Source organism: uncultured Erythrobacter sp., assembly GCF_947492365.1.
In the GTDB taxonomy this organism is placed as follows: domain Bacteria; phylum Pseudomonadota; class Alphaproteobacteria; order Sphingomonadales; family Sphingomonadaceae; genus Erythrobacter.
On record NZ_CANLMB010000001.1, the window covers coordinates 354,085 to 380,142 of the forward strand.

Annotated in this window: 34 protein-coding genes; 22 read left to right on the top strand and 12 right to left on the bottom strand. The window is 60.6% G+C overall.

Annotated features, from left to right (window positions below; translation table 11 throughout):
- Positions 1 to 32: 32 nt before the first annotated feature.
- Positions 33 to 872 carry an oxygenase MpaB family protein gene (locus tag Q0887_RS01695; protein ID WP_299191814.1) on the bottom strand — a complete coding sequence of 280 codons (840 nt, stop codon included), beginning with the start codon at positions 870 to 872 and terminating at the stop codon, positions 33 to 35.
- A 102-nt stretch (positions 873 to 974) separates the two neighbouring features.
- On the opposite strand from Q0887_RS01695, the gene cobS reads away from it, so the two are divergent.
- Both cobS and Q0887_RS01705 read left to right on the top strand, forming a co-directional pair.
- Positions 975 to 1,964: a cobaltochelatase subunit CobS gene (gene cobS / locus Q0887_RS01700; protein WP_299191816.1), complete on the top strand. Its 990-nt coding sequence runs from the start codon at positions 975 to 977 to the stop codon at positions 1,962 to 1,964.
- A 42-nt stretch (positions 1,965 to 2,006) separates the two neighbouring features.
- Entirely contained in the window at positions 2,007 to 4,148 is a 2,142-nt protein-coding gene (locus Q0887_RS01705; RefSeq protein ID WP_299191818.1) for a transglycosylase domain-containing protein, read from the top strand.
- Here Q0887_RS01705 and Q0887_RS01710 read toward each other — a convergent pair.
- A complete protein-coding gene (locus Q0887_RS01710; RefSeq protein ID WP_299191820.1) occupies positions 4,145 to 4,534 on the bottom strand; it encodes a PaaI family thioesterase in 390 nt (129 codons plus the stop codon). The two genes, Q0887_RS01705 and Q0887_RS01710, sit on opposite strands and share 4 nt — an antisense overlap.
- Complete coding sequence (locus Q0887_RS01715) at positions 4,527 to 5,063, bottom strand: PaaI family thioesterase (protein ID WP_299191822.1); 537 nt, start codon at positions 5,061 to 5,063, stop codon at positions 4,527 to 4,529. Before Q0887_RS01715 ends, Q0887_RS01710 begins: the two co-directional genes overlap by 8 nt.
- Positions 5,064 to 5,166: 103 nt before the next feature.
- Between Q0887_RS01715 and Q0887_RS01720 the strand changes: the two genes are divergently transcribed.
- Genes Q0887_RS01720 through Q0887_RS01730 form a run of 3 tightly spaced genes read left to right on the top strand, consistent with a single transcriptional unit; the run spans position 5,167 to position 7,232 of the window.
- Positions 5,167 to 5,337 (top strand): hypothetical protein, encoded by a 171-nt coding sequence (locus Q0887_RS01720; protein WP_299191824.1) that lies wholly within the window; start codon positions 5,167 to 5,169, stop codon positions 5,335 to 5,337.
- 36 nt (positions 5,338 to 5,373) lie between these two features.
- Positions 5,374 to 6,333, top strand: a complete 960-nt coding sequence (locus Q0887_RS01725; protein ID WP_299191826.1) for a hypothetical protein — start codon at positions 5,374 to 5,376, stop codon at positions 6,331 to 6,333.
- A complete protein-coding gene (locus Q0887_RS01730; RefSeq protein ID WP_299191827.1) occupies positions 6,333 to 7,232 on the top strand; it encodes a transposase in 900 nt (299 codons plus the stop codon). The genes Q0887_RS01725 and Q0887_RS01730 overlap by 1 nt, the downstream gene beginning before the upstream one ends.
- Positions 7,233 to 7,337: 105 nt before the next feature.
- Here the strand turns inward: Q0887_RS01730 and ruvX are convergent, their stop codons facing one another.
- From ruvX to pyrE, 7 genes are all read right to left on the bottom strand, one after another.
- Complete coding sequence (gene ruvX / locus Q0887_RS01735) at positions 7,338 to 7,808, bottom strand: Holliday junction resolvase RuvX (RefSeq protein ID WP_299195170.1); 471 nt, start codon at positions 7,806 to 7,808, stop codon at positions 7,338 to 7,340.
- Complete coding sequence (locus Q0887_RS01740; protein WP_299191829.1) at positions 7,805 to 8,971, bottom strand: DUF3089 domain-containing protein; 1,167 nt, start codon at positions 8,969 to 8,971, stop codon at positions 7,805 to 7,807. The genes ruvX and Q0887_RS01740 overlap by 4 nt, the downstream gene beginning before the upstream one ends.
- A gap of 18 nt (positions 8,972 to 8,989) precedes the next feature.
- Positions 8,990 to 9,886: a signal peptidase I gene (gene lepB, locus Q0887_RS01745; protein WP_299195173.1), complete on the bottom strand. Its 897-nt coding sequence runs from the start codon at positions 9,884 to 9,886 to the stop codon at positions 8,990 to 8,992.
- Between the two features lie 123 nt (positions 9,887 to 10,009).
- On the bottom strand, positions 10,010 to 10,414 hold the full coding sequence (gene acpS / locus Q0887_RS01750) for a holo-ACP synthase (RefSeq protein ID WP_299191831.1): 405 nt from the start codon (positions 10,412 to 10,414) through the stop codon (positions 10,010 to 10,012).
- On the bottom strand, positions 10,411 to 10,692 hold the full coding sequence (locus Q0887_RS01755; protein WP_299191833.1) for a pyridoxal phosphate biosynthetic protein: 282 nt from the start codon (positions 10,690 to 10,692) through the stop codon (positions 10,411 to 10,413). The genes acpS and Q0887_RS01755 overlap by 4 nt, the downstream gene beginning before the upstream one ends.
- Positions 10,693 to 10,708: 16 nt before the next feature.
- Positions 10,709 to 11,449 carry a pyridoxine 5'-phosphate synthase gene (locus Q0887_RS01760; RefSeq protein WP_299191835.1) on the bottom strand — a complete coding sequence of 247 codons (741 nt, stop codon included), beginning with the start codon at positions 11,447 to 11,449 and terminating at the stop codon, positions 10,709 to 10,711.
- An 8-nt stretch (positions 11,450 to 11,457) separates the two neighbouring features.
- Complete coding sequence (pyrE, locus tag Q0887_RS01765) at positions 11,458 to 12,063, bottom strand: orotate phosphoribosyltransferase (protein WP_299191837.1); 606 nt, start codon at positions 12,061 to 12,063, stop codon at positions 11,458 to 11,460.
- 243 nt (positions 12,064 to 12,306) lie between these two features.
- Between pyrE and coxB the strand changes: the two genes are divergently transcribed.
- The 16 genes from coxB (at position 12,307) to Q0887_RS01845 (ending at position 24,062) form a co-directional block, all read left to right on the top strand.
- On the top strand, positions 12,307 to 13,305 hold the full coding sequence (coxB, locus tag Q0887_RS01770; protein ID WP_299191839.1) for a cytochrome c oxidase subunit II: 999 nt from the start codon (positions 12,307 to 12,309) through the stop codon (positions 13,303 to 13,305).
- A gap of 56 nt (positions 13,306 to 13,361) precedes the next feature.
- Positions 13,362 to 15,071: a cytochrome c oxidase subunit I gene (gene ctaD, locus Q0887_RS01775; RefSeq protein ID WP_299191841.1), complete on the top strand. Its 1,710-nt coding sequence runs from the start codon at positions 13,362 to 13,364 to the stop codon at positions 15,069 to 15,071.
- 100 nt (positions 15,072 to 15,171) lie between these two features.
- Positions 15,172 to 16,119: a heme o synthase gene (locus Q0887_RS01780; RefSeq protein WP_299191843.1), complete on the top strand. Its 948-nt coding sequence runs from the start codon at positions 15,172 to 15,174 to the stop codon at positions 16,117 to 16,119.
- Positions 16,116 to 16,241, top strand: coding sequence for a hypothetical protein (locus Q0887_RS01785; RefSeq protein WP_299191845.1), 126 nt, complete (start codon positions 16,116 to 16,118; stop codon positions 16,239 to 16,241). Before Q0887_RS01780 ends, Q0887_RS01785 begins: the two co-directional genes overlap by 4 nt.
- Position 16,242: 1 nt before the next feature.
- Positions 16,243 to 16,839 carry a cytochrome c oxidase assembly protein gene (locus Q0887_RS01790; protein WP_299191846.1) on the top strand — a complete coding sequence of 199 codons (597 nt, stop codon included), beginning with the start codon at positions 16,243 to 16,245 and terminating at the stop codon, positions 16,837 to 16,839.
- A gap of 33 nt (positions 16,840 to 16,872) precedes the next feature.
- Positions 16,873 to 17,760: a cytochrome c oxidase subunit 3 gene (locus Q0887_RS01795; RefSeq protein WP_299191848.1), complete on the top strand. Its 888-nt coding sequence runs from the start codon at positions 16,873 to 16,875 to the stop codon at positions 17,758 to 17,760.
- A gap of 95 nt (positions 17,761 to 17,855) precedes the next feature.
- Positions 17,856 to 18,140, top strand: coding sequence for a DUF983 domain-containing protein (locus tag Q0887_RS01800; RefSeq protein WP_299191850.1), 285 nt, complete (start codon positions 17,856 to 17,858; stop codon positions 18,138 to 18,140).
- Positions 18,137 to 18,739, top strand: a complete 603-nt coding sequence (locus Q0887_RS01805; RefSeq protein ID WP_299191852.1) for an SURF1 family cytochrome oxidase biogenesis protein — start codon at positions 18,137 to 18,139, stop codon at positions 18,737 to 18,739. Before Q0887_RS01800 ends, Q0887_RS01805 begins: the two co-directional genes overlap by 4 nt.
- Positions 18,740 to 18,800: 61 nt before the next feature.
- Entirely contained in the window at positions 18,801 to 20,207 is a 1,407-nt protein-coding gene (thrC, locus tag Q0887_RS01810) for a threonine synthase (protein WP_299195175.1), read from the top strand.
- Positions 20,207 to 21,106: a class I SAM-dependent methyltransferase gene (locus Q0887_RS01815; protein WP_299191853.1), complete on the top strand. Its 900-nt coding sequence runs from the start codon at positions 20,207 to 20,209 to the stop codon at positions 21,104 to 21,106. The genes thrC and Q0887_RS01815 overlap by 1 nt, the downstream gene beginning before the upstream one ends.
- Positions 21,107 to 21,116: 10 nt before the next feature.
- Positions 21,117 to 21,500 (top strand): dihydroneopterin aldolase, encoded by a 384-nt coding sequence (locus Q0887_RS01820; protein WP_299191855.1) that lies wholly within the window; start codon positions 21,117 to 21,119, stop codon positions 21,498 to 21,500.
- Positions 21,501 to 21,504: 4 nt separating this feature from the next.
- Positions 21,505 to 21,822, top strand: coding sequence for a Rossmann fold domain-containing protein (locus Q0887_RS01825; RefSeq protein ID WP_299191857.1), 318 nt, complete (start codon positions 21,505 to 21,507; stop codon positions 21,820 to 21,822).
- Positions 21,815 to 22,837 carry a GTP 3',8-cyclase MoaA gene (gene moaA / locus Q0887_RS01830; protein WP_299191859.1) on the top strand — a complete coding sequence of 341 codons (1,023 nt, stop codon included), beginning with the start codon at positions 21,815 to 21,817 and terminating at the stop codon, positions 22,835 to 22,837. Before Q0887_RS01825 ends, moaA begins: the two co-directional genes overlap by 8 nt.
- A gap of 4 nt (positions 22,838 to 22,841) precedes the next feature.
- Complete coding sequence (locus Q0887_RS01835) at positions 22,842 to 23,084, top strand: MoaD/ThiS family protein (RefSeq protein ID WP_299191861.1); 243 nt, start codon at positions 22,842 to 22,844, stop codon at positions 23,082 to 23,084.
- Between the two features lie 9 nt (positions 23,085 to 23,093).
- Positions 23,094 to 23,540 (top strand): molybdenum cofactor biosynthesis protein MoaE, encoded by a 447-nt coding sequence (locus tag Q0887_RS01840; protein WP_299191863.1) that lies wholly within the window; start codon positions 23,094 to 23,096, stop codon positions 23,538 to 23,540.
- A 78-nt stretch (positions 23,541 to 23,618) separates the two neighbouring features.
- Positions 23,619 to 24,062, top strand: a complete 444-nt coding sequence (locus tag Q0887_RS01845) for a hypothetical protein (RefSeq protein ID WP_299191865.1) — start codon at positions 23,619 to 23,621, stop codon at positions 24,060 to 24,062.
- A 41-nt stretch (positions 24,063 to 24,103) separates the two neighbouring features.
- On the opposite strand, the gene Q0887_RS01850 is transcribed toward Q0887_RS01845, so the two are convergent.
- Both Q0887_RS01850 and Q0887_RS01855 read right to left on the bottom strand, forming a co-directional pair.
- Positions 24,104 to 24,808, bottom strand: coding sequence for a Crp/Fnr family transcriptional regulator (locus Q0887_RS01850; protein ID WP_299191867.1), 705 nt, complete (start codon positions 24,806 to 24,808; stop codon positions 24,104 to 24,106).
- Entirely contained in the window at positions 24,805 to 25,317 is a 513-nt protein-coding gene (locus Q0887_RS01855; protein ID WP_299191869.1) for a hypothetical protein, read from the bottom strand. The genes Q0887_RS01850 and Q0887_RS01855 overlap by 4 nt, the downstream gene beginning before the upstream one ends.
- A gap of 226 nt (positions 25,318 to 25,543) precedes the next feature.
- On the opposite strand from Q0887_RS01855, the gene rplU reads away from it, so the two are divergent.
- Entirely contained in the window at positions 25,544 to 26,056 is a 513-nt protein-coding gene (gene rplU, locus Q0887_RS01860; RefSeq protein ID WP_299191870.1) for a 50S ribosomal protein L21, read from the top strand.
- Positions 26,057 to 26,058: the final 2 nt, after the last annotated feature.

Sequence of the window (26,058 nt, forward strand, 5' to 3'; positions counted from 1 at the left end):
AGAGCATTTAGCACATTTGCCGCGCGATGCGGTTAGTTCTGCTTGAAGGCCCAGCGAAGCGTCCTGCCGACGCCCCATGTCGCTGCGCGTGCGGGCAGGGCGGTGAAGACCGGACGTTTCAGGCGCAGCATCGAACGCCCCCAATCGGGGAGCATGGCAATCGCTTCGGCACCCAGCAACGCCTGGACGCCGGGCGGGGTGCCTTCGGGACGCTGGGTAAGCACGAGCTGTGCGATTTCGCGCGCTTCGGGTGTGGGACGCAGATCGCTGCGCAGTTCGCGGAAGATCGCCTCAGCTTCGTGGCGCGTTTCAGGGACCGGGTCGGCTCCCAAGGCGCGGGCAATTACTGCGAACTGGCGGTAATATTCATCTTGCTCGGCTACCGGCATCGAGGGGCGGACATGGCGCAGATAGCCCGCAAGAAAGCTCTGCGCTTCGACCACATGCACCCATGCAAGCGTGCGCGGATTGGCGGCGTTGTAGGGTGCGCCATCGGGCAAAGTGCCGCTAACCTTTGAATGGATCGCATTGACCCGTTCTATCGCGGCATGGGCGCGGTCGCGGTGTCCAAAGGTCGTCACCGCAATGAATTGCGCGGTCCGCCGCAGTCGCCCATGCATATCCTCGCGGAAATTGGAATGGTCGAGCACACCTTGCAACGCATGCGGGTGAAGCATCTGGAGCAGCAGACTTCTGATACCGCCAGTCATCATACCGACCAGATCGGCATGGACCATGCGGATCGGCGTGTCTTTCTCGAACAAGGCGTCATCAGACGGCGGAGTAGGGCGCTCGCCCTTGGAGGTGTCGTTGAACACACCGCGCACATGCTCGACCAGTTTTATGCGGAGGGATTCAATCGGATCGGCCATTCCCGAATGCATAGGCGCACCCGCAGCTATTTGAAATGATGGTGTCAGATGGGCACGAGCCTCTTGCCCACTAGCGTTGCTCGCATTAACGCCGCGCTTGAAATGAACGCTCCTGCATCAGAAAACTTCACCGGCGACAGCGCCATCCCGTCCAAGCCCGACGCGACCATCGACGTGCGCGACACATTCGGCATTGATGTCGACTGGCAGGTTCCGGCCTTCAGCGCGAATGACGAACATGTGCCCGAGCTCGATGAAAGCTATGTGTTCGATCCGGACACGACGCTCGCGATCCTTGCCGGTTTTGCGCATAATCGCCGAGTAATGATCCAGGGCTATCACGGCACCGGCAAGTCCACCCATATCGAACAAGTCGCAGCCCGCCTGAACTGGCCGAGCATCCGCGTAAACCTCGACGCGCATATCAGCCGGATCGATCTGATCGGGCGCGATGCGATTGTGCTCAAGGACGGTCTTCAGGTTACTGAGTTCAAGGAAGGCATCCTTCCCTGGGCATTGCAGCACCCGGTCGCGCTGACCTTTGACGAATATGATGCGGGCCGTCCCGATGTCATGTTCGTGATCCAGCGTGTGCTCGAATTTGATGGCCGCCTGACCCTGCTCGACCAGAACCGGGTCATCACGCCGAATCCCTACTTCCGTCTGTTTGCCACCACCAACACGGTCGGCCTTGGCGATACGAGCGGGCTGTATCATGGCACGCAGGCGATCAATCAGGCGCAGATGGACCGTTGGAATATTGTGTGCGCGCTCAATTATCTACCTGCCGAAATCGAACAGCAGATCGTTAAATCGAAGACACCCGAAACCAATGACGCGGTGATTGCCGACATGGTCAAGGTCGCCGAACTGACCCGCCAAGGCTTTATGAACGGTGACATCTCAACTGTGATGAGCCCGCGCACGGTCATCACCTGGGCGCAAAATGCAGCGATCTTCAACTCGATCGGATTCTCCTTCCGCCTGTCATTCCTCAACAAATGCGATGAGGCCGAACGGACATTGGTGAGCGAATATTACCAGCGCGTCTTCAACGAAGATCTGCCTGAGGGCGCGGCAAAGGGTAGCTGACCGCTTGCACCATACCGTATTAGCCTGCTAACACACTAGGCTATGGGCCTGCTTGATCGATTCTGGAAGCGCCGCGGTGCGGGTGGAGCGCAAAGCGGCGAGAGCGGGTTTTACGCGCTCTATGAATCGCAGCGACCGCTCGATCACGATGACGAGCCCTTGCGCTTTCGTACTGCGGGTTCGCCCGATTACGATTCCTGGGATTCCCGGCTGGGCACGCTCGATCATTCGGTGGAGCGCGAAGAACGGCGGCGACTGCCATTCTGGCGCCTCGGTTTTTGGCAGGGGCGGCGAAAGCGTTGGTGGGCGGTGCGCATTGTGGCGGCAATGCTGGCACTTTTCCTCATCCTCTTTGCTTGGCTCGCGATCACTGCGCCCTTGTCCAAGAGCCTTGAGCCAATTGCGCCCCCGCAAGTCACTTTGCTGGCGAGCGACGGGACACCGATTGCGCGGCGCGGGGCGATGGTGGGTGAGCCGGTCGAGATCGAGAACCTGCCGCCCCATGTTGTTCAAGCCTTCCTCGCCATCGAAGATCGCCGGTTCTATTCGCATTGGGGTGTCGATCCACGCGGTATCGCGCGGGCGGTGTGGACTGGCACCGGCGGCGGATCGACCATTACCCAGCAGCTCGCCAAGTTCACTTTCCTTACCCCCGAACAGACCCTGACGCGTAAGGCGCGCGAGGCGCTGATCGCTTTCTGGCTGGAAGGGTGGCTGACCAAGGACGAGATCCTCGAACGCTATCTGTCCAACGCCTATTTCGGCGACAATCAGTATGGGCTGCGCGCAGCGAGCTTGCACTACTTCTATCGCCAGCCTGAAAATCTGCTGCCCCAGCAGGCGGCGATGCTTGCGGGGCTCCTTCAGGCGCCTTCACGTTATGCGCCAACCGAGCATTATGACCGGGCCAAGGCGAGGATGGACCTCGTTGTCGGAGCGATGGTCGATGTCGGCTATCTGACGCAGGCAGAGGCCGATGCTCTGCCTGATCCGGTGCTTGACGTGCGCACAAGCAATGATCTGCCCACCGGCACATATTTCGCCGATTGGGCGCTTCCGATCGCTCGCGAAGGGCTGGAGACGGGCTATGCGAGCCAGGTGCTTACCACGACGCTCGATTCGCAGCTGCAGGCGCTGGCGAGCAGGGTGACGAGCCGGGCTGCACTGGGCGATGCGCAAGTCGCGCTGGTAGCGATGCGTCCCAGCGGAGAGGTGGTCGCCATGGTGGGCGGGCGCAATTATGCCGAATCTCCCTTCAACCGCGCGACTCAGGCGCGCAGACAGCCGGGCTCTACTTTCAAATTGTTCGTGTATCTCGCCGCGCTCGAAGCGGGTTGGGACCCCGAAGACACGATCGACAACACCGCGATCGAAGCAGGCTCTTATCGCCCCAAGAATTCGCGCGAGCGTTACTCTGAGTCCATTACGCTGGAGGACGCCTTTGCCTCTTCCAGCAATGTCGCGGCGGTGCGGCTGTTCAACGAGATTGGCAGCGAGCGGGTGATCCGCACCGCGCGATCATTGGGTGTCACCTCTGATCTGCCCGAGGGCGATCCCAGCCTTGCGCTTGGCACTTCGACCATGACCTTGCTCGAACTGACATCGGCCTATGCCGGTGTCGCTGCGAACCAATATCCGGTGCGTCCCTATGCTTTTGCGCAAGAGGAGCAGGGTTGGTGGGAATGGCTCACTTCGCCAGTCGACAGCGCTTCGGCGCGGACGCATGAGGATATCGAACGAATGCTGCGCGCGGCGATCAATCGCGGGACGGGCAGGGCGGCCGAACTGCCGATTGCCAATTACGGCAAGACCGGCACGACGCAGAATTTTCGCGATGCTTTGTTTGTGGGTTATGCTGGCGATCTGGTGGTTGGTGTGTGGGTCGGCAATGACGACAACTCGCCGCTCAATGGTGTTTCGGGCGGGGGGCTTCCGGCGCGTATCTGGAAAGACTTCATGCGCTCCGCCCTATCGCTTCCCCCGCCGCGTCCGCGTGCTTCGCCTGACCCCGAAGGGCCGGTGCAGCCCTTCGATATCGAGGAAGGCGAAGAGATTCCCTTGGGCGAAGACGGCACCTCTCTGCGCTTCGAAGAGGACGGGATCGTCCTTTCGCAAGACGGCGTGCCGGTAGAATTCAGACTCGATGAAGACGGGTTGAGGGTCGAGCCAGTAGAGCCGGATTAGGCCATCAGGATATTCATGATCGCCGTTGCAATCGGGCGGCCGCGATCATCCTGCCACGCCTCGACCGTGATATTGGCATTTCGCCGTCCCAGCCGCGTGACCCGGCCTTTGGCAAAGCTCGGGCGTGACTTGCCGGCGGAGAGATATTGCACCGTGATATTGATCGGCTTGAACTGGGCTTCGCGGCCTTCCTCGATCAGCCGGGCGCGTAAAGCGGCATAGCCTGCATTTTCGAGCAATCCGGCAGTGGCTCCGCCGTGATAGTGCTGCGGACGCCCTTCGACATTGGAGCCGAATTCGACTGTCAGGATCGGAGTTCCTTCGTCGATTTCGTGAACTGTGATGCCAAGCGCACGAGCATAGGCGGGGAGTTCAAATTCACTCATCGCCCGTTCCCGCTTCGCTTGCTTCGACCACCGATGGCACTTTGCCCTGACGCGGGTCAAAGTTGATCGTCATAAAGACCCCTGCAACATGCGCCACCGGATCATCGATGTCGCCATCATGGGCGATCCCCCGAACAAAGGCAGCAGATCGCGTGGTGCGATAGCATTCGACGCGGCCTCGCACTGCACTGCGTTCGCGTGCGGGGCGCTGGTAGTCGACTCTCAGATCGAGCGTTGCGATCGGGGCAAAGCTGCGGCGCGTCTGCCAGATCGACATTCCGCTTGCCATGTCCATCAGGCTGACAATCGGGCCTGAGGCAAGCACGGCCCGGTCGGATTCGCCCAGCAGATCCTCCCGCCATGGCAATTCCAACTCGACCCAATTTTCGCCTTGGTCGAGAAATTTCAATCCCAGCCAGCCCGTATGCCCGCCGCGGAAAAAGAACTTGCTCGCCTCGCGTGCATCAAAATGCGGCGGTTCTGTAGGGGTGGTTTTGCTCATCGTCAGTAAGTTTGGAGCGAGGGGCATTTCATTACAATCTCTTAATTTCTTGGCGGGCCATTTCTCGCCCAAGTTCCCTCTCAGCGCCGCAGCAGGATTGGACGGCGCGATAACAGGAGGGCACAAAATCATGCCAAAAATCGAACTATCGAGCATTCCAGGATTGGAAACGGCGCAGGCGCTGTTTGGCGCTGTGAGCGAACGGGTCCAGGCGGCGACCTATGACGATTCAATCGTCGCGGTCATGGTCTATATCTATGACACCTCGCCTCCGCCCCCGCCTCCGCCGGGCATCTTTTAAGGGATAGCGGCTGATGCTTTTAAGGGATAGCGGCTGATGCATGTGCATCCGGCTGTGGCGGCGCTGCGACTGGACCCCGGTTCGCAGCGCCGCTCCCGCGCGCGGATGGAGGCGGCCAAGTGCGACTGGCTTGCTTCCGAGAGCGAGGTGGCTGCGGCGTTGAGCGCTTATGATGGGGGCGGGGCGCTAGTCGGCTATCCGGCTCTGGCGGTGCTGATGGGAGAGGTGGATGCAGCGCGCGAATTCGTTGACGGATTTGTCCGCCGTTTCATTGCCGCACAGCGCGAGGCGACGCTTGGCGAAGTGCCTTTGCGCCACAGTTCGAGCGCCGGATTTGCGCGGCTGCAACTGATGCAAAGCGGCACAGCGGTGCTGTCGCTTTGCGTTTACGAGCCAGTGGCAGAACCCAAAGCGGCGCAAACCGCACGTTTTGTCGATTGCGAACTTCAAGAGATGGTCATCGCTGGGTCAGGGCGTGGGCGGGTTCATCGCCTCGAACTTGGCGATAAAGCGCCAGCCAGGATTTCAACCTTTGAGCGGCAATGGCGGGCAGGCGATCACATAGTCCAGCAGCCGCTTAACGAGGCTCGCGAATTTGTGGATGTCGGCCAAAGCCTGCTGGTCCTGCAACTCAGCCGCACGCCAAAGAGCCCAAGGCCTTCGCGCGAATACCGGCTCGATAACGGCGCGCTGATGCAGCAGATTAGCGGCGATAAACGTGCCAGCGAGCAGTTGATGGCGCTGAGCGTTCTGGGTGCGCTCGAACATTGCGAGGCGCTGGGTGAAATGGACAGCTTCGCCCGCGACCCGGCCAATGATCGCGATGCTAGGTGGGAGGCCTTGCGCCAAACGCTTGCGCTGGACACCGGACGGGGGATGGAACTGCTTGCCAGCTTCGGCCCCGGTGATCCATTGGCGCACGCCGCAGCGGAATTGCGGGCGCAGCTGATCGCCAGCCATCCCGCGCTTCAAGACATTGTTCCGGAGAACCAGTGATGCCTCAGCTCATCGACAATCCGTGCGATCAAAACTGCTCACTTCCCGAAGCGATCGAGGCGTTGGCGCAGTTCGATTTCGACCCTCGCGATGAGGCCACGACGCGCGAAGCCGCGGACTGGCTGCGCAAGCTCGCCAATAACCGTGAATTCCTCGGGCGAGTGTTGCTTGACCGGTTGGCTGGGCGGACCGAGACAATGGTTGAAAGCGGCTATGGCCCGCAAGCAATCGTGCTCAGCCCCTTGCGCGGCAATATGTTTCTGCGTGCCAATATCTGGCCTGCAGAACACGATCTGTGTTTCAGGAACAGCGGGGCGAAGACCTTCGTCTATGGCGTCCCCCACGATCACAATTTTGCATTCCTGACCTGCGGCTATCTCGGCCCGGGTTATGAAAGCGATTACTTCGAATATGATTACGAGGGCGTAACTGGCTATTCGGGAGAACTGGCTGATTTGCGCTTTGTCGAACGCAGCGCGCTGCATGAAGGCAGGCTGATGCTCTACCGCGCGCACCGCGATGTGCATTCGCAATTGCCGCCCAAGGCTTTGTCGATCTCGCTCAACATTATGCATGTCGATCCGGCACAGGCGTGGTTCGACCAATATGGCTTTGAGCTGGAGAGCAAGCGGGTCACCCGCGTGCTGAGCCCCAATGCGAACGAAGTGTTCCTGCGCGCGGCGGTTGCTGGCGGATCGGACGAGGCGGAAGAATTCGCGCATTGGGTCGGCAATTCGCATCCTAGCGAGCGGCTGAGACTGGCGAGCTTCGAAGCGCGAGCGGGACGGCAGACGGATCAGACGGCGCGCGAAGACATCTGGCGCGAAGGCGAGCTTAGCGGAAGCCGTATGGTGGCAGCGGTTGCTCGCGAGAGGCGGGCGGCGTTAGCCAAACTCTAGATAAAGAATTGTGCCAGCTACAATAACGACCAGAATCACAAGGCATCCGAGTTGAGCCTTGCGTGGTAGCAATTCGAAGAAGTCGAACTCCATCGCTTTGGTCTCCTAGATCACTCCGCCCGCCAGCCGGTCAACCGCACCTTGCAGGATGACGGCTGCAGCGTGGCTGTCGATGCTCGTCGCGCGTTTGGCACGGCTCATATCCTGCCCGATCATCGCCGCCTCGGCGCTCTGGGTGGACCAGCGTTCGTCCCACAGCAGGAGGGGCAGGCCGAAAGCTTTGTCAGCATTGCGGGCAAAGGCGCGGCTGGCCTGCGCGCGCGGCCCCTCGGAGCCGTCCATGTTGCGCGGAAGGCCGAGGACGAGGCCCTTGACCTCGCGGGCTGCAATCAACTCTTTGAGCGTGTCCCTGTCCCGCCCCCATTTGCCGCGCTGGATCGTCTTGCCATTGGTGGCAAAGCGCCAGCCCGCATCGCAAATCGCGGTGCCAATAGTCTTGGTGCCAAGGTCCAGCCCAAGAAGCACGCCGCCATCGGGCAGTGCCTCGGCAAAATCGGGTGCGAACTCGGTAATCAGTTTGCCGGTTCCGCTTCTGGAGACCCCGCGAGTGCTCTCACCCGCCGCGCAACATCGGCCTTGGTGTTGGCCCAGAAAAGCGGGATGTCATAGACGTGGTAATTGTTGCCCGGCAGCACGTAGGAGCCAAGTTCGGGCGGGTCGCCGATCAGCAGCAAACCGCGATCATCACAGCGCGCCGGGACGGCATTCGGAACAAGCTCTCCGGTGGACATCGTATCGTCAGGGACAAGCGTGCCGATATTGGCGCTCGATGCCGCTTCGCCGCCAAATGTTCCGGTGAGCGGATTGGTGCAAAGGATGGTGCTGTCGCCGCGGGGCTGCCCGTCAAAGCCGATCGAGGCGGCATAGGTTTCAATCACCTTTGACGGATCGGCAGGCTCGGCGAAGCTCGACCAAGAAATGATGCAACCGGTTTGCGCGGGCGTGGCGCAGGCGGCAAGGCCAAGCGCGGGCAGGTCGTGCTCAACAGAGATTGGCCAGCCGATGGCGTAGGCTGCAACCAGTCGGTCTGCGAGCGGCGTGCCGTTCACTTCCTCGCGCAGCAGCCGCAGCAGATGGAGCGAGCCCTGGCTGTGCCCGACCAGAACCACCGGAATATCCTCGTCAATCGAGCTGAGGAAATAGCGGAAGGATTCAAGCACATCGCCATAGGCGGCATCAATAGCCTGCTGGCCCTCGGGCGCGTCGGTCAGGAAGGAGCCCATCGTCGCCTGGCGGTAACGCGGCGCCCAGATTTCGCTTGCTGCATTGAACGGGCTGGCCATTCCGCGAACATAGATGCGCGCGATGTTCTCTGCATCTTCATCGCCAATCGGCGCGTTCCAATTGTCACGGCTGAGATAGCTGGTGGGGTGGATGAAGAAGACCGCGAAATCGGGCAGCTCGCCTTGGCCGCCGAACTCAGCACCTTGCGGATCGACCGGTTCGCCCGCCAGCGCAGGTTGCCAGCGCGCCGGATCGTTCACACCGATGCCCGGACGCGAATACCAAAGAGCGGGATCCTGATAGGCGTTTTCCTCAAGCGCTTCAGTCGGCGTGAACTCGCTTGACGGAACCAGCGCGAATGCGGCCAGCTCGTCCTGAAACATCTCGTAACTGATCCGCCCGATCAGGAAGAGGATGATGCAGATCGCGATGAAATAGAGGAATTTCTTGGCCATAGGTGAGAGCTTTCTAGCCTATTGATCCGTGCCGGTATCTTCGCCGGTTTCTTCCACAAGCGCTGGGCGCAGAGTGTTCCATGCGCGATCGCCGCGCGTGGCCGAATACCAGGTGAACGGGTTCCACGTCGCCGATCCGTCGAGCGAGAATGTGATGAACTCTGCCCGCCCGCCGATATTTTCCAGCGGAATGCCTCCGCCAAGCCCGCGATTGTTTGCAGGCGCGCGGCTGTCAGCGCTCGAATCGCGGTTGTCGCCCATCACGAAGACCTCGCCTTCAGGCACGGTGTAAGGGCCGTAGTTATCGAGATCATCGCCGCCGCTGCGGAACCTGCTCTGATCCAGGTGGTCGATCACAAGATAGGTCGCGCCATTGGGCAGCGTTTCGCGGTAGGTGGGCGGCTCGAAGAATTGCTCTCCGCTTGGCAAGCGCACACGGAAATCTTCGAATCCGGTAAGGCAGGGGTTGCCGTCACATGTGAGCGAGGGTTCGTAAGGGATGCGGACCGGCGGCATCACTTCACGCTTGATCGGCGTGCCATTGAGGATGATCAGGCCGTCGCGCACTTCGATCGTATCGCCCGGCAGAGCGACGACGCGCTTGATATAATCCTCGTCGCGGGTCGGGTGGACGGGAATCACGATATCGCCATATTCTGGAGTTGCGCCGAACACCCGCCACTCGCCGCGCGGCAACAGGTGGAAACTCGCCGATGCCCATGACCAGCCATAGGGATACTTGCTGACGATCAAGCGGTCTCCGACATGCAAAGTCGGCATCATCGAAGTCGACGGGATGTAGAACGGCTTTGCGACGAGGCTATGGAACGCCAGCACCGCGAGCAGCATCAGCGCTAGTCCGCGAAACTCTGCGAACCAGTCGACCTTTTCGTTCTCTTCCTTGCCCGCTGCAATCTCCGCATCTGCGGCAGCTCTCAGCACCGCCGATTCATTGTCGGGCGAGCCGGTGTCCTGCTTTTCTGGACCGGAAGTGGTGTTATCGTTGTTGTTCAAGGTAAGTCTTCGATGCTCGCTGGGTCAGACCTTGGGAAAGGCCTCGATAATGACAAAGGCCTGTGCCCATGGGTGATCGTCGGTGAGGGTTAGATGAATGCGCGCCTCATGGCCCGCTGGCGTCAATTCTTCAAGCCGCTTGGCCGCTCCGCCGGTTAAAGCCAGCGTTGGTGCGCCCGATGGGGCGTTTACAACGCCAATATCCTTCATATAGACGCCGCGCTTGAACCCGGTGCCGACTGCTTTGCTGAACGCCTCCTTGGCGGCGAAGCGTTTCGCGTAGGTTCCGGCAATCGTAAAGGGTCGCCGCTGTGCTTTGGCGCGCTCGATATCGGTAAAGACGCGGTTTTCGAAACGCTCCCCATAACGTTCGAGTGAGTTGGCAATCCGTTCAATATTGCAAAGGTCCGAACCAAGGCCGATGATCATGACGACGCCCTCACTATAATCGTGACGAGCAACACCAGCGCGATCGCATGTAGCATGACCTGACTGGCGAAGAGAGGGTGAGCGAAGTCGCCCCTTGCGAACTTGATCGCTCCGACAAAGCCAAAGATTTGCAAGCCCACCCAGCCAATCGCGAACCCGCGCAGAATGCCGGTGTTGAGCGCGAAGCCGAGAAATCCGATCGCGAACAGGAACAGGAGCGCTGCGGCAAGCGACCACACTTTTTGCGCGCGAGAAAGGGTGGGGAGTTCTTCGCCCATCAGCCGCGTTGCCCCATCATCGAGCGTCGTCCATCATTTCGCGCATCCGCCGGATCGCTGGTTCGAGGCCGGTGAACACCGCCTCGCCGATAAGGTAATGCCCGACATTGAGCTCGGCCAGCTGCGGGATCGCGGCGATTGGCTGGACGTTTTCAAAGGTCAGACCGTGGCCCGCATGCGGTTCGATCCCGTTTTTGGCAGCTAGCGCTGCCATATCGGAGATGCGGCGCAGCTCGCGCTCCACCCTCTCGCCGTCGCCATCGAGAAAGGCGTGGGCGTATTCGCCCGTGTGAAACTCCACAACCGGCGCGCTCAGTCGCAGGGCGGCGTCAAGCTGCCGCTCGTTTGCCTCGATAAACAGCGACACCCGAATGCCCGCTTCGCGCAGTCGTTCGACAATCGGGGCGATCGTGTTGTCGAGACCCGCCGCGTCCAGCCCGCCTTCGGTGGTGCGCTCCTCGCGCTTTTCGGGGACGATACAGGCCGCGTGGGGTTTGTGGCGCAGAGCGATTTCGAGCATTTCCTCGGTCGCGGCCATTTCCAGGTTGAGCGGGAGGTCGGTCGCTTCCTGAATGCGCGCGAGGTCTTCATCGCGAATGTGGCGACGGTCTTCGCGCAGGTGAGCGGTGATGCCGTCGCCGCCGACGCGCGCCACGATCTCCGCCGCGCGCACGGGATCGGGGTGATCGCCGCCCCGCGCATTGCGGATGGTGGCGACGTGATCGATGTTCACACCCAGTCGAAGACGGTTGCTCATGTTTGCGTCTATTCCTTCCGGCTGCCCGGCTTAGTCACTTCGATTGCGGCAAGCGCTTCTGGCACTTCAACCTCGGCATAAGTCGGAAAGTTAAAGGCGGCGAGCGGGTAGAAGGGAACGCCCAGATCGGCTGTGCCTTCTGAGCGGTCGATCAGCGAACATTCGGCGATGACTTCTCCGCCTTCACGCGCGACAGCGGCAATGGCTTCGCGGCTGGAAAGGCCGGTGGTCACCACATCTTCAACCATCAAGACTCGCGCGCCCTTTTCCAGTGCGAAACCGCGGCGCAGGTGGAAAACGCCGTCTGGCCGCTCAAGGAACAGGGCGTCCTTGCCCACCACCCGCGCGACTTCGTGGCCGATTATGATCCCGCCCATCGCAGGCGATACCACAACGTCGATCTGCTCGATCACATCGGCGGGAATCGCATTGACGACCGCTTGCGCCAGCCGTCCAGCGCGCGCCGGATTCATCAAAACACGCGCGCATTGTAGGTAGTGTCCGCTATGCCGCCCTGAAGAGAGCTTGAAATGCCCTTCGAGCAATGCGCCGCTTTCGCGGAACTCGGCCAGCACGTCTTCAAGGGTCGCGGGAATCGTCTCGTTTGTAGTCATATGGGGCACTTATCCGCAGAATTGATCGGGTTGATATGGAATTTTACCCCTTTGAGAAAGGCGCCATTGCGCTCTCTTCATCGGGGCTTGCATAAAATTCTCCCTAGAAGCGCTTGAGGCACTGGGCAAGCGAGGCTAAGGGGGCATCGACTGTGACAAGGTGTCACCGGTGCGCCGGACGCGTGGGGCTTGCAAAACGTTATGCGCTTTCCGGCATGGGATAAATTCGAGAACCGATTAGGCATGATTATGGGTCAGGCATTTGCCCGCATGAAGTTTGGATTGCAGCTTGGCGTTTTGACGCTGATGGCAGCAGTGATGGTTGTTGTCGCACCGCAGGCGGCACTGGCGCAGGATGCGGCGACCGCCGAGACGGTTGCTGCGGCTGAAACCGAAGTCGAGGCGGCGGGTGGCTACACGCCGATGGCGCCGACCGAAGGCAAAGGCATGCCGACCGCGTTTGAAGATGACGCGCTCAAGAGCATGACTTTTCAGGATCAATACACTGCCGACGGCCAATATGCGCTGTGGATGCACGATGCGATCCTGATGCCGCTGATCACGATTATCAGCCTCTTTGTGTTGGCTTTGCTGCTTTATGTCTGCGTCCGGTTTAACCGCCGCGCCAACGCGACCCCTTCGAAGACGACGCATAACGCGCTGATCGAAGTGATCTGGACGATTGTTCCGGTTATAATTCTGGTCGTTGTCGCGGTGCCTTCGCTGACATTGCTTGCCGCTCAATATGAAAATCCGCCCGAGGATGCGATCACCGTGAAGGCGGTCGGTTACCAGTGGTATTGGGGTTATGAATATCCTGACCACGGGGTCGAAGTCGTCTCCAACATGCTGACTGAAGAGCAGGCCGCTGCAAGTGGCGAGCCGTTCCAACTGGCCGCAGACAATCGAATGGTTGTCCCTGCCGGTGTTCCGCTGCGTATCCAGACCACCGCCGCTGACGTGATCCACGCCTTTGCCGTGCCGTCGCTGTGGTTCAAACTGGACGCGGTTCCGGGCCGTCTGAACGAGCGTATGCTCGTGATTGAAGAGCCGGGCGTTTATTACGGCCAGTGCTCCGAACTGTGCGGCCCGCGCCACGCCTTCATGCCGATCGCGGTCGAAGCGCTGCCGATGGAAGAGTTTGAAGCTTGGGTGCTTGAAAATGGCGGCTCGATCCCCGGCACTGAGGAAGTTGCCGAGGCTGATGCGGCTGAAGAAACCGCTGAGGAGCCGGCCGCCTGAATGGCCGCCGAGCGCTGAGAAACACGACTTAGACTGAATGTGAGAGACCAGAGATAATGGCTACCACCGCAGACAATTTCGACGCCCACGCCGGTGATCACGGGCATCATGATGCCGATCACAAGCCGGGCTTTTTCGCCCGCTGGTTCATGTCGACCAACCACAAGGATATCGGCACGCTCTATCTGATCTTTGCGATTTTTGCAGGGATCATCGGCGGTGCGATTTCGGGCATCATGCGGATGGAGCTGGCAGAGCCGGGCATCCAATATCTGCAATTCTGGGCGGACTTCATGGGCAACACGCCCGGTGATACCAATGCGGCGCTCCACATGTGGAACGTTTTCATCACCGCACATGGTCTGATCATGGTCTTCTTCATGGTCATGCCTGCGATGATTGGCGGTTTCGGCAACTGGTTCGTGCCGCTGATGATCGGCGCGCCGGACATGGCCTTCCCGCGCATGAACAATATCTCGTTCTGGCTGACGGTCGTTGGCTTCCTGAGCCTGCTTTTCTCCATGTTCGTGCCCGGAGCAGCAGGGACTGGTGCAGGCGTGGGCTGGACGGTTTACGCGCCGCTATCGACCACCGGCTCTCCGGGGCCGGCAGTCGATTTCGCGATCTTCTCTTTGCACTTGGCGGGCGCTGGCTCGATTCTGGGTGCGACCAACTTCATCACCACCATCTTCAACATGCGTGCGCCGGGTATGACCTTGCACAAAATGCCTCTGTTTGTGTGGTCGGTGCTGGTCACAGCCTTCCTGCTGCTGCTCGCGCTTCCGGTGCTTGCCGCTGCGATCACGATGCTGCTGACTGACCGTAACTTCGGCACGACCTTCTTCGATCCGGCCGGTGGCGGTGATCCGGTGCTTTACCAGCACCTGTTCTGGTTCTTCGGCCACCCCGAGGTTTACATCATGATCCTGCCGGGCTTTGGCATGATCTCGCAGATCGTCGCGACTTTCAGCCGCAAGCCGGTCTTCGGCTATCTTGGCATGGCCTATGCCATGGTCGCGATTGGCGTTGTCGGCTTCATCGTGTGGGCGCACCACATGTATACGGTCGGCCTCGACGTAAACACGAAGATGTACTTCACCGCCGCCACCATGGTGATCGCGGTCCCGACCGGCGTGAAGATCTTTAGCTGGATCGCCACGATGTGGGGCGGCTCGATGGAGTTCAAGTCGCCGCTCGTCTGGGCGCTCGGCTTCATCTTCCTGTTCACTGTTGGCGGTGTGACCGGCGTTGTGCTTGCCAATGGCGGCATCGACGACAACTTCCACGACACCTATTACGTGGTGGCTCACTTCCACTACGTGCTGTCGATGGGTGCGGTGTTCTCGCTGTTCGCGGGCTTCTATTACTGGTTCCCGAAGATGAGCGGCAAGATGCACTCCGAGCTGCTTTCGCACCTGCATTTCTGGGGCTTCTTCATCGGCGTGAACGTGATCTTCTTCCCGCAGCACTTCCTGGGTCTGCAGGGCATGCCGCGCCGCTATCCGGACTACACCGAAGCCTACACTTACTGGAACGAGATCAGCTCGATCGGCTACATGATCATGGCTGCATCGATGGCGCTGTTCTTCATCAACATCGCCTACGCGTTCATCGCAGGCCGCAAGGCTGAAGCGAATCCGTGGGGCGAAGGTGCAACGACGCTGGAATGGACGCTGTCGAGCCCGCCGCCGTTCCACCAGTTCGAAACGCTGCCTGTGATCGAGGATCACCACGATTACCACGATCATCGTCCGGCCAGCACGTAAGGCTTTGACCGGCGCCTAAAGGCGTCGGGCACAAGAAATGAAAAGGGGGAGGGCGCGCCGATCTGGTGTGCTCTCCTTCGGATTAAGTAACACTGCGAATATGACCACAAGCGTAGAAACCCAGTTAGGGGCACAAGTGATGCCGACGGAGTGGCGCGATTTCTTCGCGCTCACAAAGCCGCGCGTCATGACGCTGGTGATCTTCACGGCGATTTGCGGATTGCTGGCCGCGCCCGGCACGATCCACCCAATCCTGGGCTTCACCGCGATCCTCGCGATTGCGATGGGCGCAGGCGGTTCGGCGGTGCTAAATCAGTGGTGGGAAGCTGACATTGATGCGGGGATGAAACGAACCCAGTCGCGCCCTTTGCCCGCAGGCAGGATGCGCCGCGACGACGCGCGCGATTTCGGCATCTTCCTTTCGGGCGTTTCAGTCATGGTGATGGGGCTCGCTATCGGCTGGCTCGCCGCTTTGATGCTGGCCGCTGCGATTGTCTATTACGCGGTGATCTACACAATGTGGCTCAAGCCGCGCACCCCGCAGAATATCGTCATCGGCGGCGGATCAGGCGCGTTTCCGCCGCTAATCGGCTGGATCGCTGTGACCGGTGAGATCACCGCGATGCCGGTGCTGTTGTTCGCAATCATATTCATGTGGACGCCGCCGCATTTCTGGGCGCTCGCGCTGTTTGTGAAGACGGATTACGCAAATGTCGGCATTCCGATGATGCCAAATGTCGCAGGCGAGAAATCGACCCGTTTGCAGATACTCGCTTACACCGTCCTGCTCGCACCTGTGGCCATCGCGCCATGGCTGATCGGCGGGACGAGCTGGATCTATGGCTGGGCGTCGGTAGCGCTCTCGCTGGCCTTCTTCGCGCTCGCATTGCCGGTGGGGCTGCGCAAGCGGAGCGAGAGCGACGACATGCAGCCTGAAAAGACACTGTTCAAATTCAGCATCCTTTACCTCTTCGCGCTCTTTGCCGCACTGGTCGCTGACCGGCTGCTGGAGGCGCAGGGCATTATTGCACCGGGAGCCTTCGCATGACCCCTGACGAAGAAGCCGAAACCAAGCGCCGCCAGAAAAGTCGCAACCTCGTGGTCGGCGGGACGCTGATCTTTTTTGCGGTGCTGTTCTACGCGATTACCTTGGTCCGGTTGGGCGACTAAGATGGTGACCGCAACCTTTGACGGCGAAACCGCGCGCAGGAATGCCAAGACCGGCATCCTCGCCATGATCGGTGCGCTCGGCATGCTGGGCCTCGGCTATGCGGCCGTACCGCTTTACGATCTGTTTTGCCGCGTCACCGGCTTTGGCGGAACCACGCAAGTGGCAAGCGAGGCTGAGGCCAATGCCGCTGCTGCCATCGGCACAACCCGCGATATTTCGATCCGTTTTGATGCATCTGTTTCGCGTGACATCCCGTGGGAGTTTCGCCCTTCGCAGCCGACCGACACGGTCCGGATTGGTCAGCGAGACCTCGCGACCTATGTGGCGAAGAACAATTCATCGCGCCCGATCACCGGCACTGCGACATTCAATGTCGAGCCTTCGCAGGCCGGCGTCTATTTCCACAAGATCCAGTGTTTCTGCTTTACCGAGCAGACGCTTGAGCCCGGCCAAGAAGTAAACATGCCGGTGCTCTATTACGTCGATCCGGCGATCCTCGACGACGAGGTTATCGGCGATATCGAGCAGATTACCTTGAGTTACACTTTTCATCGCGCGAAAGAGCCCGTATCGAGCGCTCTTGACCGCTCGCAATAAGATCCAACTTTTCTAAGGCACGGGACGACAACCATGGCTGGCAATGTAAACCACGACTATCACATTCTGGAGCCGGATATCTGGCCGCTGATCGGTGCTTTTTCCGCGCTCGCTTTTACCTCTGGTATCGTCCTGAACCTGAATCCCAGCGTTCTGGGGGCAGCAACCAGCAGTGTTGTCATGTGGGCAGGTCTTGCCGGATTGCTGGCGACCTTCTTCTTCTGGTTCAAGAATGTCGTGATCGAAGCCCAGCGCGGCGATCACACGCCGGTTGTCCAGCTCCACATGCGTTACGGCATGATCCTGTTCATCGCATCGGAAGTGATGTTCTTCGTCGGCTGGTTCTGGAGCTTTTTCGACTTCGCCCTGTTCCCTGCGCCGCTGACGGTTGAGGGTGCGGGCACTGCCGCGCAATTGACCGACAATCTTTTCCTTACCGAAGGGCTGACGGGCCTCGGCACCCTCGTGCCTGAGGGTATGGAAGTGCTCGATCCGTTCAGCCTGCCGCTTCTCAACACTATGATCCTGCTCTGCTCGGGCACCACGGTGACCTGGGCGCACCACGCACTGATCCATGGCGACCGCGAAGGTCTCAAGCAGGGCCTGTGGGCGACCATTGCCCTTGGCGCATTGTTCAGCGCGATCCAGGCTTACGAGTACAGCGTTGCGCCGTTCAACTTCGGCCAGAACACCTACAGCTCGGCGTTTTACATGGCGACCGGCTTCCACGGGTTCCACGTCCTCGTCGGAACCATCTTCCTCGCCGTATGCCTGTTCCGCGCTTACAAGGGCCACTTCACCCCGCGCCAGCATTTCGGTTTTGAGGCGGCGGCCTGGTACTGGCACTTCGTCGATGTCGTGTGGCTGTTCCTGTTCATCGCTGTCTATGTCTGGGGCGGTGCGGGAGCCGAATTCCACTGATGAATTCGGGCAAAGGCCCTGAAACAACCAAAGGGCAGTCCGGTATCTTCCGGGCTGCCCTTTTGGGTTTATGCCCCCGCTGCGGCGAGCCGACCTTGTTCGAGGCACCGGCGCGCGTCGCGCTCAAATGTTCAGATTGCGAGCTTAACCTTGGCGCGCTTGAACGCGGAGGAAGGCTGGGGGGTGTGTTGACGGCCTTTGTGGCGATAGTCCTGATGATGATCGCGCTGGGAATCGAATACGCACTGCGCCCGCCGATCTGGTTGCAGGCGGCATTCTGGGCGCCGGTGACGGTGGGCGTGGTGATTTACTCACTGCGCCTGTTCAAGACGAAATTGCTCTACGAAAACTTTGAAGAGCTTGAGGGGCCGCAAGAATGATCCGCAAATTGCCTGTTATCCCGACGGTGCTGGTGCTGGCAGCGGCTGCGACGATGGTGTGGCTTGGCTTCTGGCAATTGGGCCGTGCAGACGAGAAGGCGGCGCTGATCGCCGAGTTCGAGGAGCGTTCAACCGATACAGAGATTCACGAGATCGTGGGCGGCAACGATCGCCTTGTGTATCGCAATGTCCGCCTTTCCTGCGACCAACCGCGTGATTGGCAAGCAGTCGCCGGACGGAGTGATCGAGGGCAGAGCGGCTTTGCGCACCGCTTCGTCTGCAACATTGAAACGCTATTTTCGTACGATGTTCCTCCAGCCCCTCCTATCGTGACCTATGCCGATATTGGTTGGTCCAACTCTCCTCAACAGCCCGACTTCAACGGGGGCAATGTTGAGGGAGTGCTTGTCCGTCTAGGCGATGATTTCAAGCTCGTGGCTAGCGAGCCGCTTGCGGGGCTACAACCACTTGCCAAGCCCGATCCCAACGATCTGCCCAACAACCACCTTGCCTATGCTGGCCAGTGGTTCCTCTTCGCGCTGACCGCCCTCATCATCTACGGGTTCGCGTTGCGCGCGCGGCTCGCAAAGCGCGACTAGGTGAATAGCAAGCGAGCCTTGCTTGCCCCGCCGCAAAGCCCCCGCTAACCGCGAAAGCACGATGCAGTATATCTCCACCCGCGGCGCAGCGCCCGCACTCGACTTTGAAGGCGCAACTCTGGCAGGCCTTGCCTCTGATGGCGGGCTGTATTTGCCGCGCGAATGGCCGCGTCTGAGCGAGACGGACATCCGCGCGCTACGCGGGCTTTCCTACGCGCAACTTGCTGTGCGGATCATGCGGCCATTTGTTGCGGGCAGCCTGAGCGATGATGAGCTCGAAGCCTTGTGCGAGGCGGTCTATGGCGATTTCGGCCACAGCGCGGTCACGCCGCTGGTCCAGCTGAACGAGACGCATTGGTTGCTGGAGCTGTTCCACGGCCCGACGCTCGCGTTCAAGGATGTCGCGCTCCAGATGCTCGGCCATCTGTTCGAGACTTTTCTGGCGCGGCGCGGCGAGCGGCTCACCATCGTTGGCGCGACCAGCGGCGACACCGGCTCGGCAGCAATCAATGCGGTGGCGGGGCGCGAGCGGGTCGAGATATTCATGCTCCACCCCAATGGCCGTGTCAGCGACGTTCAGCGCCGCCAGATGACGACAGTGCGCGCGCCCAATGTCCACAACCTCGCGATTGATGGCAGCTTCGATGATGCGCAGAGCCATGTGAAGGCGATCTTTGCCGATAAGAGCGTGACCGGCACTCTGCGGATCGGGGCGGTTAACTCGATCAACTGGGCGCGGCTGATGGCGCAAGTGGTCTATTATTTCTACTCCGCGCTCCAGCTCGGCGCGCCGGATCGCAAGGTCGCTTACAGCGTGCCGACCGGCAATTTCGGCGATGTGTTCGCAGGCTATGTCGCGGCGCAGATGGGACTGCCGATTGAACGGCTGATCGTTGCCACCAATGTCAACGACATCCTCCACCGCGCTTTGGGTGAGGGCGATTATTCGACCGGCGAGACGACCGCGACGATCACCCCGTCGATGGACATTCAGGTCAGCTCGAATTTCGAGCGGTTGCTGTTCGATTGCGGCGGGCGCGACGGAATGGCTTTGGGCGAGCAGATGCGCAGCTTTGAACAGGCGCGCGCAATGCAGCTCACTGGCGCTCAGCGCGAAGGCGCAGCGGCGCTCTTCACCAGCGCGCGTGCGGACCAGGATGAAACCGCGCGGGCGCTGCAATGGGCCTATCGCAGCGCCGGTCAGGTGATCGACCCGCACACTGGCGTTGGCCTGCACGCGGCGCTTGCGACCGACACGGTCTCCATCGGGACGCCCATTGTCACGCTCGCCACAGCGCATCCGGCGAAGTTCCCCGATGCGGTCGAGCGCGCCGTCGGAGTGCGACCTGCGCTTCCTGCGCGGGTGGGCGATCTGTTCGGGCGCGAGGAGCATTTCACCGAGCTTGGCGGCGACTACGAAGCGACCCGCGCATACGTGCTCGCCAATGCAGCGGTATCGGCGGGCTGATGGCGCGGCTCATCCAGCAGCCTCTTGTGATGGAGTGCGAAGGCTGGCCCGGAAGCGCATCCTATCGCCTGCTCGATAGCGGTGCGGGGCGCAAATATGAAAGCTTTGGCCCGCACGCATTTATCCGGCCCGAGCCGCAGGCAATGTGGCAACCGCGCCTTTCCGACTGGCCGGCCTCGGGCGAGTTTGTCCCCGGCTCGGACGAGGATGGCGGTGGGCGTTGGAATCTCGATCCTGCCGTCCCGGCGGATGGGTGGGAGCTGGGCTGGAACGATGTGCGTTTCACTGCGCTGCCAACCCCGTTCCGGCACCTGCAATTCTTCCCCGACATGGCGCCCGTATGGGACTGGATGCGCGCGCAATTGCACGGGCGCGACGATGCCGAGACGCTCAACATGTTCGGTTATACCGGCCTTGGCACACTCGCACTGTCGGACCATGGCCGTGTCACCCATGTCGATGCGTCGAAGAAGTCGGTGGCACAGGCGCGCGCGAATGCGGAGCTGTCGGGCATGGAGGATCGCTCGATCCGCTGGCTGGTCGACGATGCCGCCAAGTTCACTGCGCGCGAAGTTCGGCGAGAGCGGCGTTATGACGGGATTATCCTTGACCCGCCAAAGTTTGGTCGCGGGCCCAAGAACGAAACATGGCGGCTGGAAGAAGGCCTGCCCGAGCTGATCGGCGATTGCGCAAAGCTGCTCGATGACAAGAGCGCCTTCCTGTTCCTCACCGTCTATGCCGTGCGGATGAGCAGCCTTTCGATTGCCGGATTGCTCGAAGAAGCATTGCGCCACTTGCCCGGAACAATCGAGCATGGCGATCTGGCCGTGCGCGAAGAAGGAGAGGGTGGCCGCTTGCTCCCGACTGCCATCTTCGCGCGCTGGAGCAATTCCGGCTAAGGCGAAAATGATGGAACAGACCGATTCGCTTATCCTTGAAGTTGCCGATCTCGAAGTCGATGTCCTCACCGGCATCTATTCGGAGGAGACCGGCAAGCCCCAGCCGCTGCGCATCACGGTTCAGGTGCGCTATGATATTGCCGATCACTACGGCCCCGACACACCGCTTGATGCGAGCAAGAATTACATGGACCTGAAATTCGCGGCCTCTGAAGGGTTGCCCGAAGGTGTGCATTTCAAGCTGATCGAAGCGGTTGCCGACCATATTTGCGAGACGCTTTTCGCGCAGGATACGCGCGTGCAGGCGGTGACGGTGAAGATTATCAAGCTCGCCATTGCCGAGGCGAACGAGCGGATCGGGATCACGCTCCACCGCGAACGACCGGCGGATTGATCGGATGCAAGAGGTGTTCGAAATCGAGGCCTTGCCAGAAAGCGGCCTTGCCGCAAGTGCCGCCTTTTATCGCCATTATCTCGACCGCGCGCAAACGCTCTTGTCGCGCGAGGGCCTGACCTCGTTGGCGATTGTCTTGCCTGCTGCCGGTCAGGACGAAAATGGCTGGCGGCGCAGTTTGGCACGCGATCTTGCCCGCGCGCATACACCGGCCCGCGTGAATGTGATCGGTGCAGATGGCGCCGCAGCCAAAGCGTCAATGCTGGCATATTTAAGGGATGCGCCCGGTGTGACCGGCCAGTATCTTGCTGCTCATGACTGAGCTTCCCACCCGGCACCCGGATATTATACTGGTCGATGCGTTCAAGCGCAGGATTTCCTATCTGCGCCTGTCAGTGACCGATCGCTGCGATCTGCGCTGCACCTATTGCATGCCGGAACGCATGACCTTCCTTCCCAAGCGTGAGGTTCTCAGTCTCGAAGAGCTCGACCAATTGGCGAGTGGTTTCATCGAGCGCGGCGTCACCAAGATCCGCATCACTGGCGGAGAACCGCTGGTGCGGCGCGACATTATGGACCTGTTCCGCGCGCTTGGGCGCCGGCTTGGCCACGGTCTGCAAGAGCTGACGCTTACCACCAATGCGACCCAGCTTGCCGAACATGCCGACGGTTTGGCGAAAGCGGGGGTGAAGCGGGTCAATGTCTCGCTCGATACACTCGACCGCGCGCGCTTTTTGCAATTGTCGCGCCGCGATGCGCTGTCAAAAGTGCTCGACGGTATAGCGGCGGCGCGCGAGGCGGGGCTGAAGGTCAAGCTCAACGCGGTTGCGCTTAAGGGCGTGAATGAAGACGAGCTGCCAGACCTGATCGCGTGGGCGCATGGTCAGGGGCATGAAGTGACCCTGATCGAGGTGATGCCGCTCGGCGATGTCGAGGAGGAGAGGCTTGACCAGTATCTCCCGCTCGATGCGGTGCGTGCGCAGCTCGAGCGCGATTGGACACTCACGCCCAGCGACCATTCAAGCGGCGGCCCTGCGCGATATTTCGATATCGCAGAGACGGGCGGAAGGCTGGGGCTCATTACTCCGCACACCCACAATTTCTGCGACGGCTGCAACCGGTTGCGGGTGACGGCAACCGGCCAGCTTTACCCCTGCCTCGGCGGCAGCGAGCAAGTCGATCTGCGCGCGGCCTTGCGCTCGGAAGCACCGCAAGAGCAGCTGGGCAGGGCGCTCGACCGGGCTATGATTATCAAGCCGGAGAAGCACAATTTCCGCATGGATGAGCGCGGCGCTGATCCCGCCCTTGCGCGGCACATGTCGATGACGGGAGGGTAAGCCAATGGCGGTGACCATCCTCTTCCTTGGCTCTTTGCGCGACATTGCTGGCGAGGAAAGCCGCGTGGTCGCTGCGCCGCTCGACTGGCAGGGTCTGCTAGACGCTGTCGGAGAAGGGGTGGCGAGCCAGCTCCATGGCGACCGGGTCAATGTGGCATGCGCTGGCAAGGTGCTGGGTGACAAGCGTGATCTCCTCGCCAAGGACGGCGATGAAGTAGCGCTATTGCCCCCCGTGTCAGGCGGCTGAGGACAGCCGATGCTCGACATCCGCCTTCTCGATCAGCCTTTAGACCCGAACCCCGAGATTGACCGGCTGGCCTGCGGAACGCCGGACGCTGGCGGAATCGCGACGTTTGTTGGCAAGGTTCGCGCAGGCGGCGGCGTCGAGGCGTTAGAACTGTCGCATTACGAACCGCTCACCTTGCCCGGCATGCAGTCGCTTGGAGACAGCGCGGCGCAGCGCTTTGACCTGATGGGTCTGTTGATGCTCCACCGGATTGGACAGCTCGCTCCCGGCGATCCAATCGTATGCGTTTCGGCGGCCGCGCGTCATCGGCGCGATGCGATCCTCGCGGTTGATTTCTGCATGGATCACCTCAAGAGCGCGGCGTGGTTCTGGAAGCGCGAACTTAGGGGTGGTGAGTGGCATTGGATCGAACCACGCGGCGCCGATCACAGCGATCTTGCGCGCTGGAGCGACTAAATCCCGCCAGTTTGATCCGGATCAAGGTGGGGCGAATCGCCCGCGGCTAATCCTCCGTGCGAACGAAGGAGAAGCCCCATGTCCCAACATCTTCAAACCAATCTCGAACAAGGCAAGGCCCGTATCGTCGATGCGCCTGCCAGCGCCCCGCACGCCACTGTGCGCCATCAGGTCGATGTCGATCGCAATTTCGAGCTGCCGGTTGATCTTTATGCAGCGACCGCAGGCCTTTATCTGGCCTTTCTGGCGGTAATGCTTGCCGGTTTTGCAACCGGGGGCCTTATCATCCCCATCGCGATCTGCGCGGTGCTTGTGGTCGCGATTTTCGGTGTCCCGGCGATCTGGACCCGGCTCAAAGACAACAATTCAAAACCGATGAGCCTTGGCCAATTCGCGCATAAGGGGATCATGACCAATACCGGCCATTGCAGCGCGCGCGATGCGGCGGTGCAGATGCTGATCCTGCCGGTTCTTATCATTCTTTGGGCCTGCGCCTGCGTGACGATAGCCGCGCTGGTGTGATCGAGGGGCTCGATCGCCCGGACGCGGCGCCACGATTTCAGTTAAAGATCAGCTGACTGGCGCCCGGAGAGGGCCTGAAGAAGCGCGGGGTCGACCAGTTCGATCCCGCGCTTACCTTTGCGTGCAATCGCCCCCATCTCCTCAATCTCACCAAGCTTGCGGCTGACGGTCTCAATCGTCAGGCCGAGCATATTGGCGATCTCTCCGCGTGTGAGCGGCAGTTCGAAAGAGCGCGCAATGTGACAGGAAGAATCGCTCGCAGCGGCCGCGAAATCGTGGATCAAAGCGGCCAGACGCGCCTCGGCGCTGGCATGTGCGGTCAGCTCCAGCAGGTTGCGCGTCGCCAGCAAATCTTCCTGACTGCGCCGCAGCAGCGCCCGCGCGAGCGCAGGATAGGTCTCAATCGCCCGCTCGATATCCTTGCGCGCGAAAGTGCAAAGCTTGCTCTCGGTCAGCGCAACTACGTCGTGGTGCGCGAAGGGGGTGAAAAGCTCCCCGATAAACCCTGAAGGATGGACCAGGGCGAGGATCTGCTCGGTCCCTTCACGGTCGACTGCCGACACTTTGAGAGCTCCGCTGACGAGCGTCGCACAGGCCGCATCGTCATCGCCTGCCGCAAACAGCATCTCGCCGCGTTTGATGATGCGGGTGCGCCCTGCAGCGGAAAGCGCCTCTCGCTCGTCATGGGTGAGAACCGAGCAGGCCGCGCTGTCGCGCACAGGACAGGTCTCGCAAGCGAGGCTCATTGTCCAAGTTCCGCAAGCAATGCATCGAGGATTTCGTCTTGCTCGGAAAGAAAAGATGCGACCTGAATTTGTGCAACGGCGATTGCGTCTGTCGGTGCGAATGTGCTCGCAACGCGCGCCTCCAGCGTATCCAGTTCGGCCATTGCAAGCTGCGTATCGCTGCGCAGCGATGTGAGCACGGACAATGCGGTTTCGGCTCGGGCGCGCTCATTACTTTCGATCCCGCCGCCTCTTGCCTCACGAACAAGGCCAAGCGCGCCAGATTGCTCGCCTAAGAACAGCTGATGGGTTGCGCGCGCTCTAGCGGCGATGCTTCCGATCTCCTGATCCGAGGCGACCGGAGCGGCCGGAGCCGCGTCTGCCGGCGCAACAGTGGAAAATTCACCGCTGACGCGCTCTGCATCGCGGATCGCGAGCGAGGGATACTTGCTGCTGTCGCCCGCGCAGGCAGCCAGAATCGCTGAGCTTGCGGCGATGAGAATGCAGGATCGAATATGCATGGGTTTCATTGCGAGAGCCGTTACCATGGGTGCGCCCGCCGACAAAGTCCGCAATCACACAGTCTGCGCACGGTGGAGAAGCGAAATAGTCTCAAGACTCTCGTTGACTTGGCCAGATCATTCCCTTAACGGCACCCATCTTTCCGGCGCTGCAAACTCGCGGCGCCGCATTGCCGTTCGTAAGGTGCTAAAAAGCACTGGATCGGACATAGCACGAGATTGAGAGTTACAAGCCATGTTCGCAGTAGTGCGCACGGGCGGCAAGCAGTATCGGGTTGCCGCCGGAGACAAGATAGCCGTTGAAAAACTCGCTGGTGAAGCGGGTGACACGATCACTTTGGGCGACGTTCTGCTCGCTGGCGAAGGTGACAATGTCGCCGACGCTGCGAAAGTGACGGTTTCGGCAGAAATCATTGCCCAAGCCAAGAGCGAGAAGGTCGTCGTTTTCAAAAAACGTCGCCGTCACAATTATCGCCGTAAGGCCGGCCATCGCCAACAGATGACGCTGCTGCGCATCACCGATGTGGGCGAAGGCAAGAAGAAGGCTCCAGCCAAGAAGGCTGACGCCGAGGCCAAGGCAGCACCGGCAAAGAAAGCCGCACCTGCCAAGAAGGAAGCCGAGAAGAAGGCTCCCGCCAAGAAGGCAGCTCCGAAGAAAGAAGCAGCGGCCAAGAAGCCCGCAGCCAAGAAAGCACCGGCTAAAAAGGCGCCTGCCAAGAAGGCAGCGCCCAAGGCCGACAAGAAGTAAGG

Excerpts from the sequence above, each read along its gene's own strand:
- Q0887_RS01760 (WP_299191835.1), bottom strand. The coding sequence starts at position 11,449 with ATGAGCAACCGTCTTCGACTGGGTGTGAACATCGATCACGTCGCCACC.
- Q0887_RS01825 (WP_299191857.1), top strand. The coding sequence starts at position 21,505 with ATGCAAGAGGTGTTCGAAATCGAGGCCTTGCCAGAAAGCGGCCTTGCC.
- Q0887_RS01710 (WP_299191820.1), bottom strand. The coding sequence starts at position 4,534 with ATGAGTGAATTTGAACTCCCCGCCTATGCTCGTGCGCTTGGCATCACA.
- Q0887_RS01845 (WP_299191865.1), top strand. The coding sequence starts at position 23,619 with ATGTCCCAACATCTTCAAACCAATCTCGAACAAGGCAAGGCCCGTATC.
- Q0887_RS01840 (WP_299191863.1), top strand. The coding sequence starts at position 23,094 with ATGCTCGACATCCGCCTTCTCGATCAGCCTTTAGACCCGAACCCCGAG.
- ctaD (WP_299191841.1), top strand. The coding sequence starts at position 13,362 with ATGGCTACCACCGCAGACAATTTCGACGCCCACGCCGGTGATCACGGG.
- pyrE (WP_299191837.1), bottom strand. The coding sequence starts at position 12,063 with ATGACTACAAACGAGACGATTCCCGCGACCCTTGAAGACGTGCTGGCC.
- coxB (WP_299191839.1), top strand. The coding sequence starts at position 12,307 with ATGATTATGGGTCAGGCATTTGCCCGCATGAAGTTTGGATTGCAGCTT.
- Q0887_RS01780 (WP_299191843.1), top strand. The coding sequence starts at position 15,172 with ATGACCACAAGCGTAGAAACCCAGTTAGGGGCACAAGTGATGCCGACG.
- acpS (WP_299191831.1), bottom strand. The coding sequence starts at position 10,414 with ATGATCATCGGCCTTGGTTCGGACCTTTGCAATATTGAACGGATTGCC.
- rplU (WP_299191870.1), top strand. The coding sequence starts at position 25,544 with ATGTTCGCAGTAGTGCGCACGGGCGGCAAGCAGTATCGGGTTGCCGCC.
- Q0887_RS01850 (WP_299191867.1), bottom strand. The coding sequence starts at position 24,808 with ATGAGCCTCGCTTGCGAGACCTGTCCTGTGCGCGACAGCGCGGCCTGC.
- thrC (WP_299195175.1), top strand. The coding sequence starts at position 18,801 with ATGCAGTATATCTCCACCCGCGGCGCAGCGCCCGCACTCGACTTTGAA.
- Q0887_RS01705 (WP_299191818.1), top strand. The coding sequence starts at position 2,007 with ATGGGCCTGCTTGATCGATTCTGGAAGCGCCGCGGTGCGGGTGGAGCG.
- Q0887_RS01740 (WP_299191829.1), bottom strand. The coding sequence starts at position 8,971 with ATGGCCAAGAAATTCCTCTATTTCATCGCGATCTGCATCATCCTCTTC.
- cobS (WP_299191816.1), top strand. The coding sequence starts at position 975 with ATGAACGCTCCTGCATCAGAAAACTTCACCGGCGACAGCGCCATCCCG.
- Q0887_RS01855 (WP_299191869.1), bottom strand. The coding sequence starts at position 25,317 with ATGAAACCCATGCATATTCGATCCTGCATTCTCATCGCCGCAAGCTCA.
- Q0887_RS01790 (WP_299191846.1), top strand. The coding sequence starts at position 16,243 with ATGGTGACCGCAACCTTTGACGGCGAAACCGCGCGCAGGAATGCCAAG.
- Q0887_RS01715 (WP_299191822.1), bottom strand. The coding sequence starts at position 5,063 with ATGCCCCTCGCTCCAAACTTACTGACGATGAGCAAAACCACCCCTACA.
- Q0887_RS01795 (WP_299191848.1), top strand. The coding sequence starts at position 16,873 with ATGGCTGGCAATGTAAACCACGACTATCACATTCTGGAGCCGGATATC.
- Q0887_RS01805 (WP_299191852.1), top strand. The coding sequence starts at position 18,137 with ATGATCCGCAAATTGCCTGTTATCCCGACGGTGCTGGTGCTGGCAGCG.
- Q0887_RS01725 (WP_299191826.1), top strand. The coding sequence starts at position 5,374 with ATGCATGTGCATCCGGCTGTGGCGGCGCTGCGACTGGACCCCGGTTCG.
- Q0887_RS01815 (WP_299191853.1), top strand. The coding sequence starts at position 20,207 with ATGGCGCGGCTCATCCAGCAGCCTCTTGTGATGGAGTGCGAAGGCTGG.
- Q0887_RS01820 (WP_299191855.1), top strand. The coding sequence starts at position 21,117 with ATGGAACAGACCGATTCGCTTATCCTTGAAGTTGCCGATCTCGAAGTC.
- Q0887_RS01720 (WP_299191824.1), top strand. The coding sequence starts at position 5,167 with ATGCCAAAAATCGAACTATCGAGCATTCCAGGATTGGAAACGGCGCAG.
- Q0887_RS01785 (WP_299191845.1), top strand. The coding sequence starts at position 16,116 with ATGACCCCTGACGAAGAAGCCGAAACCAAGCGCCGCCAGAAAAGTCGC.
- Q0887_RS01730 (WP_299191827.1), top strand. The coding sequence starts at position 6,333 with ATGCCTCAGCTCATCGACAATCCGTGCGATCAAAACTGCTCACTTCCC.
- moaA (WP_299191859.1), top strand. The coding sequence starts at position 21,815 with ATGACTGAGCTTCCCACCCGGCACCCGGATATTATACTGGTCGATGCG.
- Q0887_RS01835 (WP_299191861.1), top strand. The coding sequence starts at position 22,842 with ATGGCGGTGACCATCCTCTTCCTTGGCTCTTTGCGCGACATTGCTGGC.
- Q0887_RS01695 (WP_299191814.1), bottom strand. The coding sequence starts at position 872 with ATGGCCGATCCGATTGAATCCCTCCGCATAAAACTGGTCGAGCATGTG.
- Q0887_RS01755 (WP_299191833.1), bottom strand. The coding sequence starts at position 10,692 with ATGGGCGAAGAACTCCCCACCCTTTCTCGCGCGCAAAAAGTGTGGTCG.